We start from the raw sequence: 15,523 nt of genomic DNA, 5'->3' as shown, positions 1-15,523 counted from the left end.
CATTTCTATTGTGACTTTTTATAGTCATTGGCGATGGCCTCTGCAAAGAGTTTTGCCAAATCTTCATCTGGGTGACCATCGTTTGGGATGTAGATTTGTTTTTTTTGAAAAAACAAAACCTCAGTCTCTGAGCGTAGGTCAATGGTAACCATTCCTTCCGATTCAAAAAATCTTTTTGCAACATTATAATTCGGATCATTTGTATCAGGTGTTCCATTCGGGGCCATTCCCCAAGAGAATAAAATCTTCCATTGTTCTTTGTTGTAGATACTATTTTGAAAGAATGTTTTTAAAAATGAATAGGTAGGGTGAGTGTTTGGATAAAGAGTCGGAATTCCATTCGTATAGACATTAGTTTGACGTGATGGTCGGAGTGAGTTATAGAGTGATGAATTTCTTGATAGGTAAAAGTGGATGGGGTATAGGTAGTTCTGTATTCCCTTTTTTTCCCTTACGTCATCAATAAAATCAGAAGGATTCCATATCCAATAGATGAAGTTTGGTTTGTTACTAGATTGATTGTAAGTATCCAAATATAAATTCGAAATTCCATTCGTGCCAATGGCATCCACAGCAACCACACGAGTTTTGATTTTGTATTTAGTTTCTAACAAAAACGCGATGGTTTGTCCAGTTGGTAATCCATAACCCATTGCCATAGAATCACCAAGTAACCAAACGGTTGTTTGATTAGTTTCTGAAAGGTTTGCATTAGTTATCCTTTCTCCCATCTCGTTTGTTTGGATGTCCCATGGCTTTCCATCTCGACGAGTGAATTCTTCCTTCACATTCGGACACAGTCGGATTTCCGACCAACCTTCCAGGCAATGTATCTTTTTATAGCGGAGTTCTTCGTTTGGAGTTTTTTGTTGGAAGCGAAAGTATCCTTCTCCCAAAAGGAGAAGGATACCGAAAACAAAACTAAATTTGAATGGTAGACTAAAGAATTTTTTCAATGAGCAAGTAGAAAAAGGATAAGTTTCCGATATAAAGAACCATCACTAAAAAACCAATGGCAATTTGGAAAAGGTAAGCGGAATAAGAAAACCCTTGGTAGGCAAGGTAGGCTGTAATTCCTAAAATCATCTCGGGAACCAGTACGTAATAAGCAACATGCCCCCACATCTTTACATTCTGAGCATACCAAGATCCAAAAATCCACATAGTTGCTTCAGACAATCCAAAGATGAATAAACTGACAAGCCCAACCCATATCCCCGTACCAATGATAGATACTGATCTTTCTTCTAGTTTGATTCCAGTATAAACACAGATAAAAAGAGGTATGACCCATAGACCTGCCATATAACCAGAGACAGTTCCTATTTTGAAAAATCCATCTTCAGGAAAAACTAATATCTGTAAAACGGCCGACAAAAACCAATCTGGAAAAACCATAAATATAGACAGTGGTAATAAAAATTTCCAAATTCGATATGGTGTATGCCAATGGAATACAATACATATGGCTACAAAACTGACATGGAAAAAAGCCGTGAGGCTTGCGATTTTCACACCAGCTTCATAGGGAGCGGAAAAAAGAACAATACCAGAGAGTATGGTAAATACAAAAAAGTACAAAGCGAGTAAAAATTCTTCAGCCAGGAACTTTGGTTTCATCGTTCTCGAATTTGAAAGGAATGGATTGGAAAGGCAAGCCGAAACTTTGTTTGGTGGTAATAAAAATAAAAAATCGGAAGGTATTACGACTGAATGTAAATAGAGATGATCTTGGGAGATACTGGGTTCGAACCAGTGACCTCTACCATGTCAAGGTAGCGCTCTAACCAACTGAGCTAATCCCCCAAGGTAAAACCACTTCACCAGAGTCTTATCCACCGTAAAGTACGATTTCGCCACTTGTTCCAGAGGGAAAATTCTTCACTCAATCGGTCACAAAGACTTTTTGGATCGGAAGTATGGTTCATAAGAACAATTAAATTGTCTTTTGCCCTAGACAAAGCAACGTAGAGAATCCTTCTTTCTTCTTCGAAGTCGATTGTACTCAGATCTTCACTCCAACCTTGGCATAAATCCACAATCACAGTTTTAAATTCTAAACCTTTTGCACTATGGATTGTCATCACCTGTTTTATGGGCACTCCCACTTGGATCCATTCGGTTTTGCGAAAATTACTACGTGTGAGTACAACCGAATCTGAATCAATCGAGTGGTATTTTTTCCATATTGTTTCTAAGAATAGATCGTTCTCTTTTTTAATTTCCAAATGGAAAAATCCTTTTTCTTTTCGAAAGGAAATCGTTTTTTTAGGAATTTTGTTTTTGTTTTGTCTGATGGGTAATAAACTTTTTTGAATGATAGCGTTCGTTGATCGGTAGTTAGTTGATAATTTGTATTGGCTTACATTTGGGAAATGATTCGGAAATTCTAAAAATGGTTTGGGAGTGGCACCCCGGAATCCATAAATTGCCTGCCAATCATCTCCCACAACTGTGATGGATTCAAACTCCATCCGTTTGATGATCTCCAATTGTTGTTCATCTGTGTCTTGGAATTCATCGATGATGAGAGATTTCCAATTTTTTTTGAGGGTTCGAGAATCTTCTGATTTTAGAAAATCTAAAAATTCTTGGATTAAATCATCAAATTCAAAGTAATTGTTCTCTCGTTTCCAGTTTTGAAAGGAAGTGATGTAGTTTTCATAGATCGCTGTTGATAGGTTTCGTAAATACTTTCCATTTTGTTTTGTGAGTATAGAAAATGGAATACCACCTATCAGTTCACGATTTGGCTCTAATATTTTTTTGGTCATTTCCCATTTTTTAGATTCTGATAGGAGTTTACTTTTGGACCAATTTTTTTGAAAATGGGAATGTTTTAAGGAATGATAACAAAACGAATGAAAGGTGGAAATATGATATAAGTGAGAAAGGCCTTTTTTCTCGCAACGTTCTTTGAATTCTTTTGTGGCTTTTTTGGTAAATGTGACAATGAGTGTTTTGTCTGGGTGGATGGTTTGGTTTTTTTCTCGTTCCTCTAATAGTCCGATCATGGTTGCTGTTTTTCCTGAGCCAGCACCAGCTATCACTTGTATAATGGAATTTTTGCTAGTGATGATTTCCTTTTGTTCCAAACTCCACATACATACTTGAGGTAATGGATTATCAGATTGGATCTATAATTGATTTGAATTGATCACCTAAAAATGGAATCGTTTAAATTTTAAAGACAGCAGAGTCTTCATCTTCTTCTTCTTTTAAATCATAATAACCATAAATAAAATGAGAACTGGCACGAACTTCCATTCCATAAAAATGTTCAGAGATCCTACCAGATTTTGTCACTTCGAGTTTGTATTCCTCTGCTAGAAATTTCATTTTATCCATGGAGATTTTTTCATTGATCTTCGGACCAAATCCAGACTCTGTTTTTGACCAATCCACGATGAATAACCTTCCACCCGCCTTCATGGAACGAATGAGCCCATCCATCGCCAAACCTGGGTTTGGGAAGGTGGATAAAGAAAGGGAAGCAAAAATGATTTCGGGAACTGGAACCCATTCTGGAAGGAGAGGGTGGTCTGATTGGTCCATATAAAAGGGGGTGAGTTGTTCAATCCCTTCCATGAGTTTTCTACGTAAGATTCGATCGATGATGTCTTGTTGGCATTCCGCAGCCCAAATCCAAACATTTGGAAACCATTTGCGGAAGTCTTGAAAATAAAACCCAAGCCCACTTCCAAAATCAACCAAATTGGTTAGGCCCTTCCAATTGAAAAATGCATACACATCTTCTGGAGGACAAACCTCTCTTCTATGGCTTGAGAGCAAATATTCTTGGTAAGTTTGGGAACGGTAGTATTCCGTTTCAGACATAATGACAAATCTTCTAGAAAAGAGGGGAAAGTACAAACGAAAAATTCAATTCGAGGGAGACAACCACCGAAAATCTAAGTATGAAGTTCTCGATTCACCTCTGGACGGTTGTACTGCTACTTTCTCAATTCCCGGTTTGGGCAGACTCCGGATTTGAGGAAAGTCGTTATCCATCGATTGCAAAAGCAATTCATGCGAGTCTTTTGCCTGACAAAAAATCCATTCGTATCGATTGGGATTCACCCAAACAAGAAGGTGAAATCATCGTTGCCAGATCCAATGTAATGATTGATAGCCCAGATAAACTGTACATTGCAGATTCACTTGGCCGTTACAAAGCATCAGGTCCTAATGCAACTCGTTTGTACTTTGATTATAATTTAAAACCAGGAACGTACTATTACGCGATTGTGATGGTTTCTGATGTTCGCAAACGTGAAGTCAAATTGTTTGCCAATCAAAACTATACGATCATACCCGTAACCATTGCTGAAGAAAATGGAACACCAGTTGTAGGGCAAAATCCAGATTTCCCTGCGTTCCCACAAGATACTAACATCCAATCAATGGTGGGTGGTGTATCTGGAATCACGGCCAATATCGAAAAACGATTCATCCGTTTGAATTGGAATCCACCACAAGGTGCGACTGCGGGAAGAACTATTTACACTGTCTATCGTTCCAACTCACCTCTCACAAGTCTTCCACTTATGCAAAAAGCAGAGAAACTTTCAGAGCTCACTCATCCTACAACTTCCTTTTTAGACCAAGACTTAAGTAAATCCCAAACCTTGTATTATGGTGTTTCTGTGAAACAAGTGGGAAGTGAAGAAACACTTCCTCTAGAAGATAAAAAATCGACACTACGTGTTTTTTATATCAAACAATCCGATAAAGCAAATGCAGAAGTAATCGTTGAAGAAACTCCTAAAAAAGAAAACCCTGAGGTTGCTTCTAATGAAGTGACACCAAACTTAACTGGAGCTTTACATGTGAGAGGATTAGGGTATGAACGTGTTGGCAAAGGAGCAGTGATCAGTTGGTTAAGTCCAGAAGCTGCTGATGAAACAACAATTTATACTTTGTATGCTTCCATTCGTCCCTTAAACCAAGGTGCATCATCCTTTAATCAAGGAACAGTTGTTAAGGTTGCAACTGTTGTTCATCCCAAAACTAATTTTTTCATCAAAGAGTTAAAAGAAATTGATGAATTGTATTTTGGTGTCACCGCAAAATCAAGTTCCGTTCCCGAAGATTATAATTTAAAAGAAAACGTATCTTATTTTAAATATGATTTTTCAAAAGATAATCTTCCAAAAGAAGAACCAGATATAGTAGCGGAATCAAAACCTAAAAAAGAACCCGAAAAATCTGAAATTTATAAAAATGAACATGTTGTAACTCCAACGGAGTTGGCTCCTCCTAAAGAAAACATTGAGCCTGTAAATGATTTTAAACAAGAAACACAAGCAACAGTTACATACGATTTAGGGCAAACAGAGTTGAATCGGATCATAAAAGAAACGGTGATCCAAAAGAAATTTGAAACAGCCGTTTATCGTTTAGAAGAATATTTAAAATATGAAACTAGTTCTTACTTAAGGGGAAAAGCAATGTTCTTCTTAGGTGTTAGTGCTTTAAAAACCGGTGACACCAAAAAGGCTTTAAAATGTTTTTTGAAAAAGGAAACCAAATCCTATTCTCCATCAAGAGTTGAATTTTGGACGAATCAAACCCTAAATCAAGTGGGTAGAGGTAATTTATGAGTCGAGTGATCGTATCCTTAGCAGGTTTGTTATTTATTGTAGCTGGACTCTCCACTGCCTATTACCAAACCAATATTTCTGCAAAAGAAGACCAGTCTCAATTGGTATTAGAAAAAATTGCAGAAGGTGAAGAGTATCTAAAACAAAGCAATCCGCATAGCAAAGAGAAGGCGATTGCTATCTTTTCTGAATTGGCTGGCAAACAAGGTTTGGAAAAATATGAATTTCAAATTAAATACAACCAAGCAAGAGCCTTGGAAAAAAATTCGGATTTTTATCCAGCATTGGACATCTACAAAGATCTCAAAAAAAATTCAAACTGGAAACAAGAGGATCGAGATAAGCTGAGTTATTCTCTTGGAAATTTGCTTTTAAAGATAGGAAATGAACCAGAAGGAAAGGCGCATTTGGAATCGGTTTTACAATCTAGTTCCGACAATAAACTTCGATCCAAAACCTTCATGGCACTCGCTGACCATTACTACAAAATTGGTCAGTATGAAACCGCTCGTAAAAATTATGTTTTGTCTTTGCAAGAAGATCCCAACCATACGGAATCAAGAATTGGTTGGGGGCGTACTTTACGTAAATTAGGAAAAGATTGGGCATCATTTGATGTATTTGATGAATACATCGAAACCCAAGATGGACTTGCTGGAGCGGATGAAAAAGTAGTTGGTGAGTATAAAGACTCAGTATTCAAAGAAGCAAAAGACAATTATACTAAAAAACAATATGCGAAATCAATTGAATTGTTTCAGAAATCCTTATCTGTGAATCCTTCTCCCAAAAAAGAAGAAGAAGCTTTGTATTTCATTGCACTTGCTTATGATGCAATAGGAAAACAAACTGAATCACTAACATATATCAATAAGGTATTGAATAATAGTGATTATTCACTAGACCAAGCTTCACTTTATAAAAAGGGAACAATTTACTTCAGACAAGGTAAGTTTGAAAAAGCAGCCGGTATTTTCCAAACCATTGTAGACAAATACCCTAAAAACCAGATTACCGACAAGGCGATTGCATGGAAAAAAGAATCTCTAGATCAGTTTACTGACCACAATGATTTAGAAGATTCTGATGTATCGTCAGATTCTAATTCAAATAAACCGAATTCTTATTCAGGGAAACCTGATTCGGGAAATGATTTAGAATTTTAGTTGGTTTCCATTAGAAACTCATTCGTATGCGTATTGAACAGAGCTTCCTCTAATCCGAAAGTTTTGTAAATTTCCGGAACAATATCAGCTAACGAATGTATATTTTCTGCGAAGCGGTCAGCATCCTTTCCATACAGGATGGTGGCCGCTGGGTTTTCTGTATGATTTTTTTGGCTTAAGTCTTCCATGTTCCCATGATCACTGGAAACAATTAACAGATCTTCGTTTGGGTTTAGATTTGTTAAAAGTCCTTTAAAAAATGACTCTAAATTTAAAATCACTTTTTCTGCTTTTTCCCAATCCATTGCATGACCCACCTTATCCGTTAAAAAATATTCATACAAAGTAAGTTGGTAGTTTGAAAATCGTTGGAAACATTTTGTACCAAGAAGGTATGGATCTCTTTTTTCTAAGAGGGGATCTCCATCTTTTAACATATCGATACCAAGTGTTCCCATAATTTCATGTGTGAGGTCCATATAAAGTCCTCTTTCATTTCGAAGGTCCTCAAAATTTTTGAGAGGCCTACCACTGGCAAGTTGGACAAGTGTGGAAGCAGAAACTAGTTTTGGTTTCTCTTCCACATGTTTTAAGTAAGGCGGCGAAAAACAGTTTAAAAAATCACTGAGGATTCCCTGTTCATTTAAAACTTTGATAAGAGAGTATTTTGCTATGATTTTCCGTAATGTAATGGTCGGAAATCCGCTGACATGACGACCTAAAACCTTGGGACCAGGAATTCCTGTCCAAAGTGCTGTTTGGCCCGTAGCTGATTGGGGGAGACCAGGAACACCCATATGGGCATCCGTTTTTACATAATGGATATGATTGGCATTGACTGGGAGATCAAGGTCGAATTTGGAAATCCCTCCAACAGGCGCTAAAAACCCTTTTGCAAAACGGCTAAATGGATTGGTTTTTGGATCATAGTTTGCGATCCCAACTCCATCCAAAAATACATAAAAAATCATTCCTTTCCTTAGACCGATTGGTTTTTGCCTATTGACAACCCGATAATAAGAATGATGAAACGAAATTTCGGAAACCTGTCTATTCTTTTTGGTCTCATTTCCGTTTCGTTATTTGTTACCTTCCTTTTTTACGGTTATTTTGAATGGATTCGTCCCATCCAAAGGAAAACGAATCTGATCACGGCTCTTCTGCGCTACGATGAAAATCGAACCAATGAGTATTTGAATACAATTGAGTTTTTTGTTCGTGACTCAGAATTGCCTTATCGTGCGAGTAAAGTCACACAACAAATTCAAAAATCCCTACATTTAGAATACGTACGATTATATGATGATTCTTTACGTTTGATTCATAGTACAAACGAAACAAACGAAATTTTCCAGGAAGAATTGAGACAAGACCCATCTGGATTATTGGAAGGCAAAATTAAAGTTTTATCTAACGGTGATTATGTGTATCGGGTTACCACAGGGAAATTTTTCATTGTATTTCCAAAATTTAATTTTTCACACGGATTTGTTCAAAATCCAAATTTAGAATATGGATATTTGTATTGGGTATTCCAACCGAATACTCAAAAAATCTTATATACCAATGATGAATCGATACTTTCTGGTGATCGTGAGAGTAACGAATTATTAGGTTTGTTCCAAGGCAAAGAAGGCCAGGAAATCACTTGGCAAATCGATGGTGAATTCTCTAAATTATTGTTAGAAACAAAGGATCGGTTTTCCATTTATTTGTTAAGACAAACAGATTCAGAAATTGAAGAAATTCGTTATGGTTGTTTTATCCTGTTTCTAATCACATTTACTGGATTATTTTATATACGTTTTGTTTGGATGGTTGTTCATTTCGAACATTTCCATTTCAAAAAACGGATTGTGATACCAATACTTGTTTATTTGGTTCTGCTTGTTTTTTACCAAAAAAGTTGGGAATTATATCCAGACTATCGTTATTACAGGCCATGGACCAAACACCGATTGACCCAACTTGAAAATACTTTGATTGGTCTTGAAAAAAACATTAGGTCAAATTATTTAAATCATACAAATGGATTTGGGATCAGTGAGTCAGTAATATCTGAAATTTATGAATGGAAAATGGAGCAGGTTGATGTTACTCTCCAAAATCGATTTGGATCTGAAATTTTTCTATTATTACAAAAGATGAAAGAAAATCCAAAATCCATTTTGATTGAATCTGAAATGGATTTAGTTTACATGATTCCCATTCAAAACAAGGAAGATAGTTTAAAAACGGTTCTTGTGACTGTTCTCAATCCTAATTTATTATATGCTAAAAAAGAAAAAGACAAAGATGAATTTTATTTTCCGTTTGTAGATATAAAATTGTCTGATAACAAAAGTAAGGAACAGGTTCTATTCAATCCTCGGTTATGGAATGGAACTCAGCTTTCAAAACTAAGGCATACTGATTCCAAAAAGGAATCGGTAGGATTTTTACACCATAAATTCCAATCCTATTATCTAGATAAAGAAAAAGGAAAACCTGGCATAGTTTCAGGATTGTCTGTGTATCGATATGCTTCCTATCCAGCTTATATGCTTAGTTTTGGATTCGTTTTTATTGGGCCCTGGGTTTTATTTGTGTTTTGGGCAAATCTAAAACGAAGATGGGCAACTACACCGATGTTAGGGGAATCCCTTCCTCGTCATGCGGAGATTCACGAAGAGAATGAATTGATAAAAAAAACTGAATCGAATCAAGAAGGAATTGAAACAAAAATAGAACCTATTATAAAGAATCAAATTCCTGTGAAAAAAATGAGTTTTAAAATTTTACCTCCTGCTGCTTGGAAACGTGTTGCCATATTAGATGCGGTCCAAAGAAAGAGAGAAACAATTTTTAATCCAGAATTAGAAAGATTGGTTTCCAATGTGACAAAACGTGAGGAAACACTCCAACCAAAACAAAGTTCCATTCCTGAAAATATCTTTACCTCTATTCCTGAAGAAAAACGATTTGAGTATAGCCTTCTTGATAAAATTTACCGTGAAAATGAAATTTCTTATGACGGCATAGTCGGATATACAAAAAACTTTATCTCCCGTTTGGGTTCACCTCGGTTTTCCTATTTGTTTTTGAATGATTCACTCGGTTCATTTCATAATCAAATTTCATCAGGTCTTGATTATAATACACGATCCAATTTGATATTTTTACACCATGATCCTTATTTACCATTTGATGAATCTGGTTTTGCTTCTTTGGAGATAGACGAAAATGTGAGACTTGATCGTTTTGTTTCAAAAAAATTCTCTTGGGAAATTTTACTGCAAACTGAGACCATCATAGCCTTTCATATGGAAACACTTGGATTTCCTGGAATATTCCTAGTACTATTGAATAAAGAAGAACGAGGAAAGTTTTTGGATTCACATAAACGAATGATCCAAGATAAGCTAAAACAAGTAATTCCCGCTTTACATGTACTAGTTGATAAAGAAGAACGAAAACCTGAATTTTTAAAAGACAGTTTGTCGTGGATGATTCGATCCTTTATGCAAGCAACCTTTGGAGGAAAAAGAGCAGCAAATGTCCTGAGAATCCATTGGCCTGAATACCATCCTTCTCCCGAATGGGAACGTAGCAAAAAACATTTTGTGGAAATGATCCAAACTTATTTGGAAAGTAAAGATCGTTTGATTGAAACTTCACCTAACATGATGTTGATCGTCTCGGCAAAGGATTTATACTTAACTGTTGTTCAAAAATTACAAGAATTACCATTCTCTCACGAACTCAAATCAATGAAATTTCCAGATGATGGACAAAACTACTATTTATATTTTTAAATTAGTATCGGTTTGTTTCGTAATCGTTACATCCATCTCTGCAGGCGGAAGTAAAAAAAAAGAAGAAACGATCGCCTTAAAAAAACAAATCTATGGTTTGCATAAAGTGGATGAAGAAACCAATTCCATTCCTTATTTGGAACGTTACCTCGAACTGAGCCAAAACGAATTGTATTTCAAATTATTATATGCAAAGGCTTTATTGTATCGGAATGATTTGTCAGTACCAAAACCGGATGAACCAGCCGAGGATAGAATCAATAAGGCAAAAATCATCCAAAAGAATTATAACTTAGCCTCAAAACTTTTCCAAGAAAATGTATTACATTTGGAAAAAGTAAGACCAAGAGACCCAAACTTAGGAAGATGGTATTATTTATGGGCTTTCAGCGAGTGGTTTTCGGATAACAAAGAAAAGTCGATCAAACTTTTTTTAAGAGCCGTAAAACTTGATTATCGATTAACAGAATCTTATTATAATATTGCATCGCTTTATGAGTCACTTGGTCAATGGAAGGACGCAAGTTTGTATTGGCGAAAATTTGAAAAAGCCGAAAAGGAATTGGAAGAAGAAGATTAATGGCAAAAATTGATAAACGTTTTCAGATTTTACTTTCAGAAGAAGAACAAAGATTACTTAAAAATGAAGCTACTCGAAGGGCGATTTCGCAAGGAGAACTCATTCGTTTGGCTTTAAAAAATGAAATCATCCAAAAATCGGAAATACTTAGGCGAAAGGCTGTGCAAAATCTCACGGAGATCTTTCCTTGAAAGTATATTTATCTGCCAGTTTTTTAGTTCCATTGCTCCAGTCCGATAAAAAGGAAACGATAAAAAACTTATTACTTACCTCTATTGATTCCAATACACGATTTTTTACTTCGGTATATTCCATTCATTTAGTGTTTACCATTCTAGGTGTTGTGAGTGCCGAAAAAAAGAAGATGATCCTACGGAACTTAGAGGATCTAACCGATCAAATTTTCCCTATTTCAATGAATGAAATTCGATCGGAGTTACTTCTGTCGGAAGGATTAGGTTTGGAACAAGTGTCTGCGTTAAATGAAGGAATGGATGTGTTTTATCATTATGGAAAGGATGAATTTTTGAATCATCCCTTACTTAAGATTCGAAACTTCCTTCGGGAAACTAATTGAAATTGGCGGGGAAAGAGCACTCCTTTGGTCTTTCGAATCCCATTCATTTAGATAACGATTGTAAGCTGAGATTCTGAAATAATACGTTAAACCTGATTGGAACAAATGCCCACGTTTTTCTTTTTTTGAAAAATCAACTTGGTCTGCCAAATTTCGGTCTTCCGGTGATTCTAATTGTCCTTCTGGGATATAAATATTTGTAATGAGCGTATCTTCATCTACGCAAAATCGTTTGTTGCGAAAACTACTATTTTCATCGTTCCCGTCAATTTTGCGAAGTTCATTCCCTTTGTTCTTTTTTACAAAAATGGATCCAACCATTCGATTCGGTAAAAGGCCATAATGGATGATGTAACCACCACCATTTTGCACTTCCTTTTCGTGATTGGAGTTCCACAAAAAACAAACTTGATCTTCTTTTGTATTGTTTGGGTCCAATCGAAACAGAGTCGGAGTGTCTGGAGGAGATTGTTCAGTATAATCGAAACTCAGTGATTGAATATTAGGAACAGTTTTTCCCATAGGATCTGGCCGAAACCAGATTTTCCATTGGTAGAATTTAAAACGAAGTTTTGGCAAATCTGAAGTAAGGGAACGAATCCTTGTCCAAGAAAGGGAACTCGATTCATTGAATTTTTGATTCGAACCTCGAAAGTACAATTCAATCATCGTGTCTTGTGGTTTATCAATTTTCCATTGGATTTGTTGTAAGATAGAATTACTATACTTTGTTTCTAAGATAGGGGAAATTGTAAGGTTTCCTTCCATCGTACCAATTTTTGTATCATCATCATACTTGACAGATTCAAATTTTGTATAACGAGTTTCTGGTTCCCCTTTGTGGATGTGAAAACCATCCAAATTACCATAATAAGATTTTCCTAAAACCAAAGGAGTTGAATCATTTTCAGGAAAACCAAAACCAATTGTATCTGGTGAATTGTTTTCATATTCTGCGGTTTCAATACCATTTTGAAATAACACATAACGATGGTTTAGCGTGTCAAAGTAAATGGAAATGACTTCCCATGTTTGACGTTTGATTTTCACAGAAGATTCTAATACAAAACTACTTGTCCTTCCATCAGTTTTTTGCAAAAGATTGTTCACAAAAAGTGTTGGTTTCCCTTCGTTTAATTCAAGTGATATGCCGTATTTTTTCCCTTTCACATAAACAGTTCGATCCAAGATCACGGAACCTGCACCTTGTTCTCCCATACGGAGTGGAATGGAAATGCTGAATGGATCTGGGTGGGTTCCAAAAACTGAGTTTCCCGAAACGGAAAGATGGATTTGGTTCCTTCTACCAGAAAAGTATGCGGATTTTTTACCAAAAAATTGTGTTTTGGTATCTTCTAAGTAAGAAGAGGAAACAACCGAGATTGACTTGGAAGGGAAAGAGGTTCCCGATTCAGAAAGGTTTGGTTCGTTTGGTTCCCCTTCAAAATCAAAAAATAACTCACCATACTTGGGTGTATTTTCTTTAGGTTTGAGTGTGTTTTTTTTGCCGGGTTCTTTGTGTTCGACAACACCAATTTTTTTCCAAAGGCTCAAGTTGACAGTCTCCTTTTTGGGGACTTCCCATGAAAAGAGAGAGGTCCCTACAAAAAGGAAACAAAGGGAAATTAGGATTGTTCTTCGATAAGACCCAATCGTTTTTGGTGCCTGCCACCTTCGAAATCTGTTTCGATCCATTTTTTCACAATTCTCAGAGCTAAGTCTGTTCCGAGAACTCTTCCCCCTAAAACGAGTACATTGGCATTGTTATGGCGTTTGGACATTTCCGCCGTAAACTCATCATGGCAAAGGGCCGCTCGAATGCCTTTGAAGCGGTTTGCTGCAATGGACGCTCCAATGCCAGTACCACAAAGAGCGATGAGCCTTGGGACTTCGTTGGAGAGAACCTTTCGGCAAGCATCTCCAATGATGGTTGGGTAGTCGACGGACTCTTCGCTCTTAGTACCGTAATCGACCAATTCATACGATTCCTCGAGACTTTTCCTGAGGAATTCTTTGAGAGCAAATCCTCCATGATCAGAGGCGATTCCAATTTTTTCTTTCATTCGGATTTTTCCTTTCTTTGTTTTAGGGCATCGGTGTAAGACGTGTAACTTTCGACCGAAAGGGAGAGTAGAAACTTATCTCTCTCTCGGAGCAAACTTCCATAATAACCAGTGAATAGGTCTAAATACCTTTCACGTTTGGAACTTGGATTTTTTTCGGATAAATATTCAATTGTCAGTGCGAAAATTTCTTGTTTGATTTCGTTATGAGACTCTAGCCATTGTTTGGCGACCAGAATCTCACTGGGAGTAAGAGGATAGGTTCTATTTTCAGAAAGAAGGATCCTCCATTCTATTTGGAAATAGGATTCTTCCCATTTGAGTCCAGAAAGAAGTGATGGTGTTAACAGTTCTCCCAAATTGGAATCTTTTTCGGGAAGTGTGATCGAAGCTTTGATACAATCTAATGAGTTGATTCTAAGTTCCGCTGATTCTCTAGCAAAAATAGCCATTTTGGTTCGATCCAAATTTTGGATGTCAGGGCTAATGGCTTTTGGCGGAATTTCTTTTTGCAAAGTCACATAACATTGTTTTGCTTCTTCCCAGCCATAATTTCCTTCAGGAATCCAAACAGAATGTGCATAGAGAACACCTGTCGTGAGGCAGAAAAATATCCCTAATCCTAATTTAACCATTTGTCCTTTCAAACTCTTTGATAAAGGATACAAGTGCATCCACACCTTCTTCTGGCATTGCATTGTAGATACTTGCTCTAAATCCACCTACCTCACGGTATCCTTTTAGGCCAGCAAACCCTTGTTCTTCGGCAAGTGACAAAAATTTGGAATCTAAACTGTCATTATGGCTTCGAAACACTACATTCATTGCAGAACGAAAAGCCTCTGGTACAGGGGCATAAAATAAAGAAGAAGCATCAATGGCATCGTACAATTTTTTTGCTTTTCTTTCATTGATTTCTTCCATAACAGAAAGTCCACCTTTCCGTTTTAGGTATTTGTAAACGAGTCCTGCAATGTAAATGGAATAGGTAGGTGGTGTGTTATAAAGAGAGCCGTTTTTTTCCATCAATTCAAAATTCATAAGGTTGGGAATTGCATGAGAAACTTTTCCCAGTTTTTCCTTATCATAAATCACAACGGTGAGTCCAGATGGGCCTATGTTTTTTTGAGCTCCCGCAAAAATGACAGAAAAATCATCGATTGGAAGTTTACGACTGAGTAACTCACTTGTCATGTCTGCAATGAGGGGAGCTTTTTTCAATTTGGGAAAAGTTTTGTATCTTGTCCCATAAATTGTATTATTGGAAGTGATGTACACATACTTTGCACCATCATTGACAGAAGCGTCCGTGATGGTTGGAAGTTCCATGTATTTGGAATCAGCTCCATTGAAGATGGATTTTACATTTGGGTAGAATTTTTTGGCTTCTTCGAAGGCTTTTTTTGCCCAAACGCCAGTTACTGCGAAATCGGCTGAATCACCAGATTCTAAATAATTAAAAGGAATCGCTGAAAATTGTAATGTCGCTCCACCTGGAAAATAAACGACCGCATAACGAGATGGTAGGTTTAAGAGTTCTCGTAAATCAGCAACGGATTCATCTAAAATGGTCTGGAAATGTTTTTCTCTATGGCTCATTTCCATAACAGACATACCAGTTCCTCTAAAATTGAGGAATTCAGACTGAGCCTCTTCCATGACCTCGGTAGGGAGCATGGCGGGACCTGCATTAAAATTGTAGATTCTGTGTGTAAACGTAGGCATTCTCCCACAGAATTT

At 36.7% G+C, this 15,523-nt stretch carries 15 protein-coding genes and 1 tRNA gene; 6 read left to right on the top strand and 10 right to left on the bottom strand.

Annotated elements, in window-relative coordinates:
* Positions 1–5 precede the first annotated feature (5 nt).
* The 5 genes from DI076_RS04680 to DI076_RS04660 form a co-directional block, all read right to left on the bottom strand.
* Positions 6–956, bottom strand: coding sequence for an LA_2486 family SGNH/GDSL-type esterase (locus tag DI076_RS04680; RefSeq protein WP_174705021.1), 951 nt, complete (start codon positions 954–956; stop codon positions 6–8).
* On the bottom strand, positions 940–1,620 hold the full coding sequence (locus tag DI076_RS04675) for a DUF6989 domain-containing protein (RefSeq protein ID WP_108958825.1): 681 nt from the start codon (positions 1,618–1,620) through the stop codon (positions 940–942). The genes DI076_RS04680 and DI076_RS04675 overlap by 17 nt, the downstream gene beginning before the upstream one ends.
* A gap of 112 nt (positions 1,621–1,732) precedes the next feature.
* A tRNA-Val gene (locus DI076_RS04670) sits at positions 1,733–1,806 on the bottom strand.
* A 14-nt stretch (positions 1,807–1,820) separates the two neighbouring features.
* The gene (locus tag DI076_RS04665) at positions 1,821–3,104 is read right to left on the bottom strand and encodes a UvrD-helicase domain-containing protein (protein ID WP_108958824.1); all 1,284 of its coding nucleotides are present in this window, start codon (positions 3,102–3,104) and stop codon (positions 1,821–1,823) included.
* Between the two features lie 73 nt (positions 3,105–3,177).
* Positions 3,178–3,837: a class I SAM-dependent methyltransferase gene (locus DI076_RS04660; RefSeq protein WP_108958823.1), complete on the bottom strand. Its 660-nt coding sequence runs from the start codon at positions 3,835–3,837 to the stop codon at positions 3,178–3,180.
* An 80-nt stretch (positions 3,838–3,917) separates the two neighbouring features.
* Here DI076_RS04660 and DI076_RS04655 point away from each other — a divergent pair, with 80 nt between their 5' ends.
* Together DI076_RS04655 and DI076_RS04650 are read left to right on the top strand one after the other, a co-directional pair.
* Positions 3,918–5,603: a tetratricopeptide repeat protein gene (locus DI076_RS04655; RefSeq protein WP_108958822.1), complete on the top strand. Its 1,686-nt coding sequence runs from the start codon at positions 3,918–3,920 to the stop codon at positions 5,601–5,603.
* Positions 5,600–6,769 carry a tetratricopeptide repeat protein gene (locus tag DI076_RS04650; protein WP_108958821.1) on the top strand — a complete coding sequence of 390 codons (1,170 nt, stop codon included), beginning with the start codon at positions 5,600–5,602 and terminating at the stop codon, positions 6,767–6,769. Before DI076_RS04655 ends, DI076_RS04650 begins: the two co-directional genes overlap by 4 nt.
* On the opposite strand, the gene DI076_RS04645 is transcribed toward DI076_RS04650, so the two are convergent.
* Entirely contained in the window at positions 6,766–7,740 is a 975-nt protein-coding gene (locus tag DI076_RS04645) for an alkaline phosphatase family protein (RefSeq protein WP_108958820.1), read from the bottom strand. The genes DI076_RS04650 and DI076_RS04645 overlap by 4 nt on opposite strands.
* Before the next feature lie 51 nt (positions 7,741–7,791).
* Between DI076_RS04645 and DI076_RS04640 the strand changes: the two genes are divergently transcribed.
* From DI076_RS04640 to DI076_RS04625, 4 genes are read left to right on the top strand one after another with little or no spacing between them, the layout of a single operon-like run.
* Complete coding sequence (locus tag DI076_RS04640) at positions 7,792–10,563, top strand: hypothetical protein (RefSeq protein WP_108958819.1); 2,772 nt, start codon at positions 7,792–7,794, stop codon at positions 10,561–10,563.
* Positions 10,535–11,143 (top strand): tetratricopeptide repeat protein, encoded by a 609-nt coding sequence (locus DI076_RS04635; RefSeq protein WP_108958939.1) that lies wholly within the window; start codon positions 10,535–10,537, stop codon positions 11,141–11,143. The genes DI076_RS04640 and DI076_RS04635 overlap by 29 nt, the downstream gene beginning before the upstream one ends.
* On the top strand, positions 11,143–11,334 hold the full coding sequence (locus DI076_RS04630; protein ID WP_108958818.1) for a CopG family transcriptional regulator: 192 nt from the start codon (positions 11,143–11,145) through the stop codon (positions 11,332–11,334). The genes DI076_RS04635 and DI076_RS04630 overlap by 1 nt, the downstream gene beginning before the upstream one ends.
* Positions 11,331–11,720, top strand: a complete 390-nt coding sequence (locus DI076_RS04625) for a hypothetical protein (protein WP_108958817.1) — start codon at positions 11,331–11,333, stop codon at positions 11,718–11,720. The genes DI076_RS04630 and DI076_RS04625 overlap by 4 nt, the downstream gene beginning before the upstream one ends.
* Here DI076_RS04625 and DI076_RS04620 read toward each other — a convergent pair.
* The 4 genes from DI076_RS04620 to serC are packed head-to-tail and all read right to left on the bottom strand — an operon-like array spanning position 11,682 to position 15,508.
* Positions 11,682–13,415, bottom strand: a complete 1,734-nt coding sequence (locus DI076_RS04620) for a concanavalin A-like lectin/glucanase (RefSeq protein ID WP_245918272.1) — start codon at positions 13,413–13,415, stop codon at positions 11,682–11,684. The two genes, DI076_RS04625 and DI076_RS04620, sit on opposite strands and share 39 nt — an antisense overlap.
* Complete coding sequence (gene rpiB / locus DI076_RS04615) at positions 13,346–13,783, bottom strand: ribose 5-phosphate isomerase B (protein WP_108958816.1); 438 nt, start codon at positions 13,781–13,783, stop codon at positions 13,346–13,348. The genes DI076_RS04620 and rpiB overlap by 70 nt, the downstream gene beginning before the upstream one ends.
* Positions 13,780–14,418, bottom strand: coding sequence for a hypothetical protein (locus DI076_RS04610; RefSeq protein WP_108958815.1), 639 nt, complete (start codon positions 14,416–14,418; stop codon positions 13,780–13,782). The genes rpiB and DI076_RS04610 overlap by 4 nt, the downstream gene beginning before the upstream one ends.
* Entirely contained in the window at positions 14,411–15,508 is a 1,098-nt protein-coding gene (gene serC, locus DI076_RS04605) for a 3-phosphoserine/phosphohydroxythreonine transaminase (RefSeq protein ID WP_108958814.1), read from the bottom strand. Before serC ends, DI076_RS04610 begins: the two co-directional genes overlap by 8 nt.
* Positions 15,509–15,523 lie beyond the last annotated feature (15 nt).

Origin of the sequence: Leptospira ellinghausenii, from assembly GCF_003114815.1 — a bacterium.
Classification (GTDB): domain Bacteria; phylum Spirochaetota; class Leptospiria; order Leptospirales; family Leptospiraceae; genus Leptospira_A; species Leptospira_A ellinghausenii.
The sequence above is the reverse complement of the archived record's forward strand: the minus strand, read 5'-3'. Positions and strand labels throughout refer to the sequence as shown.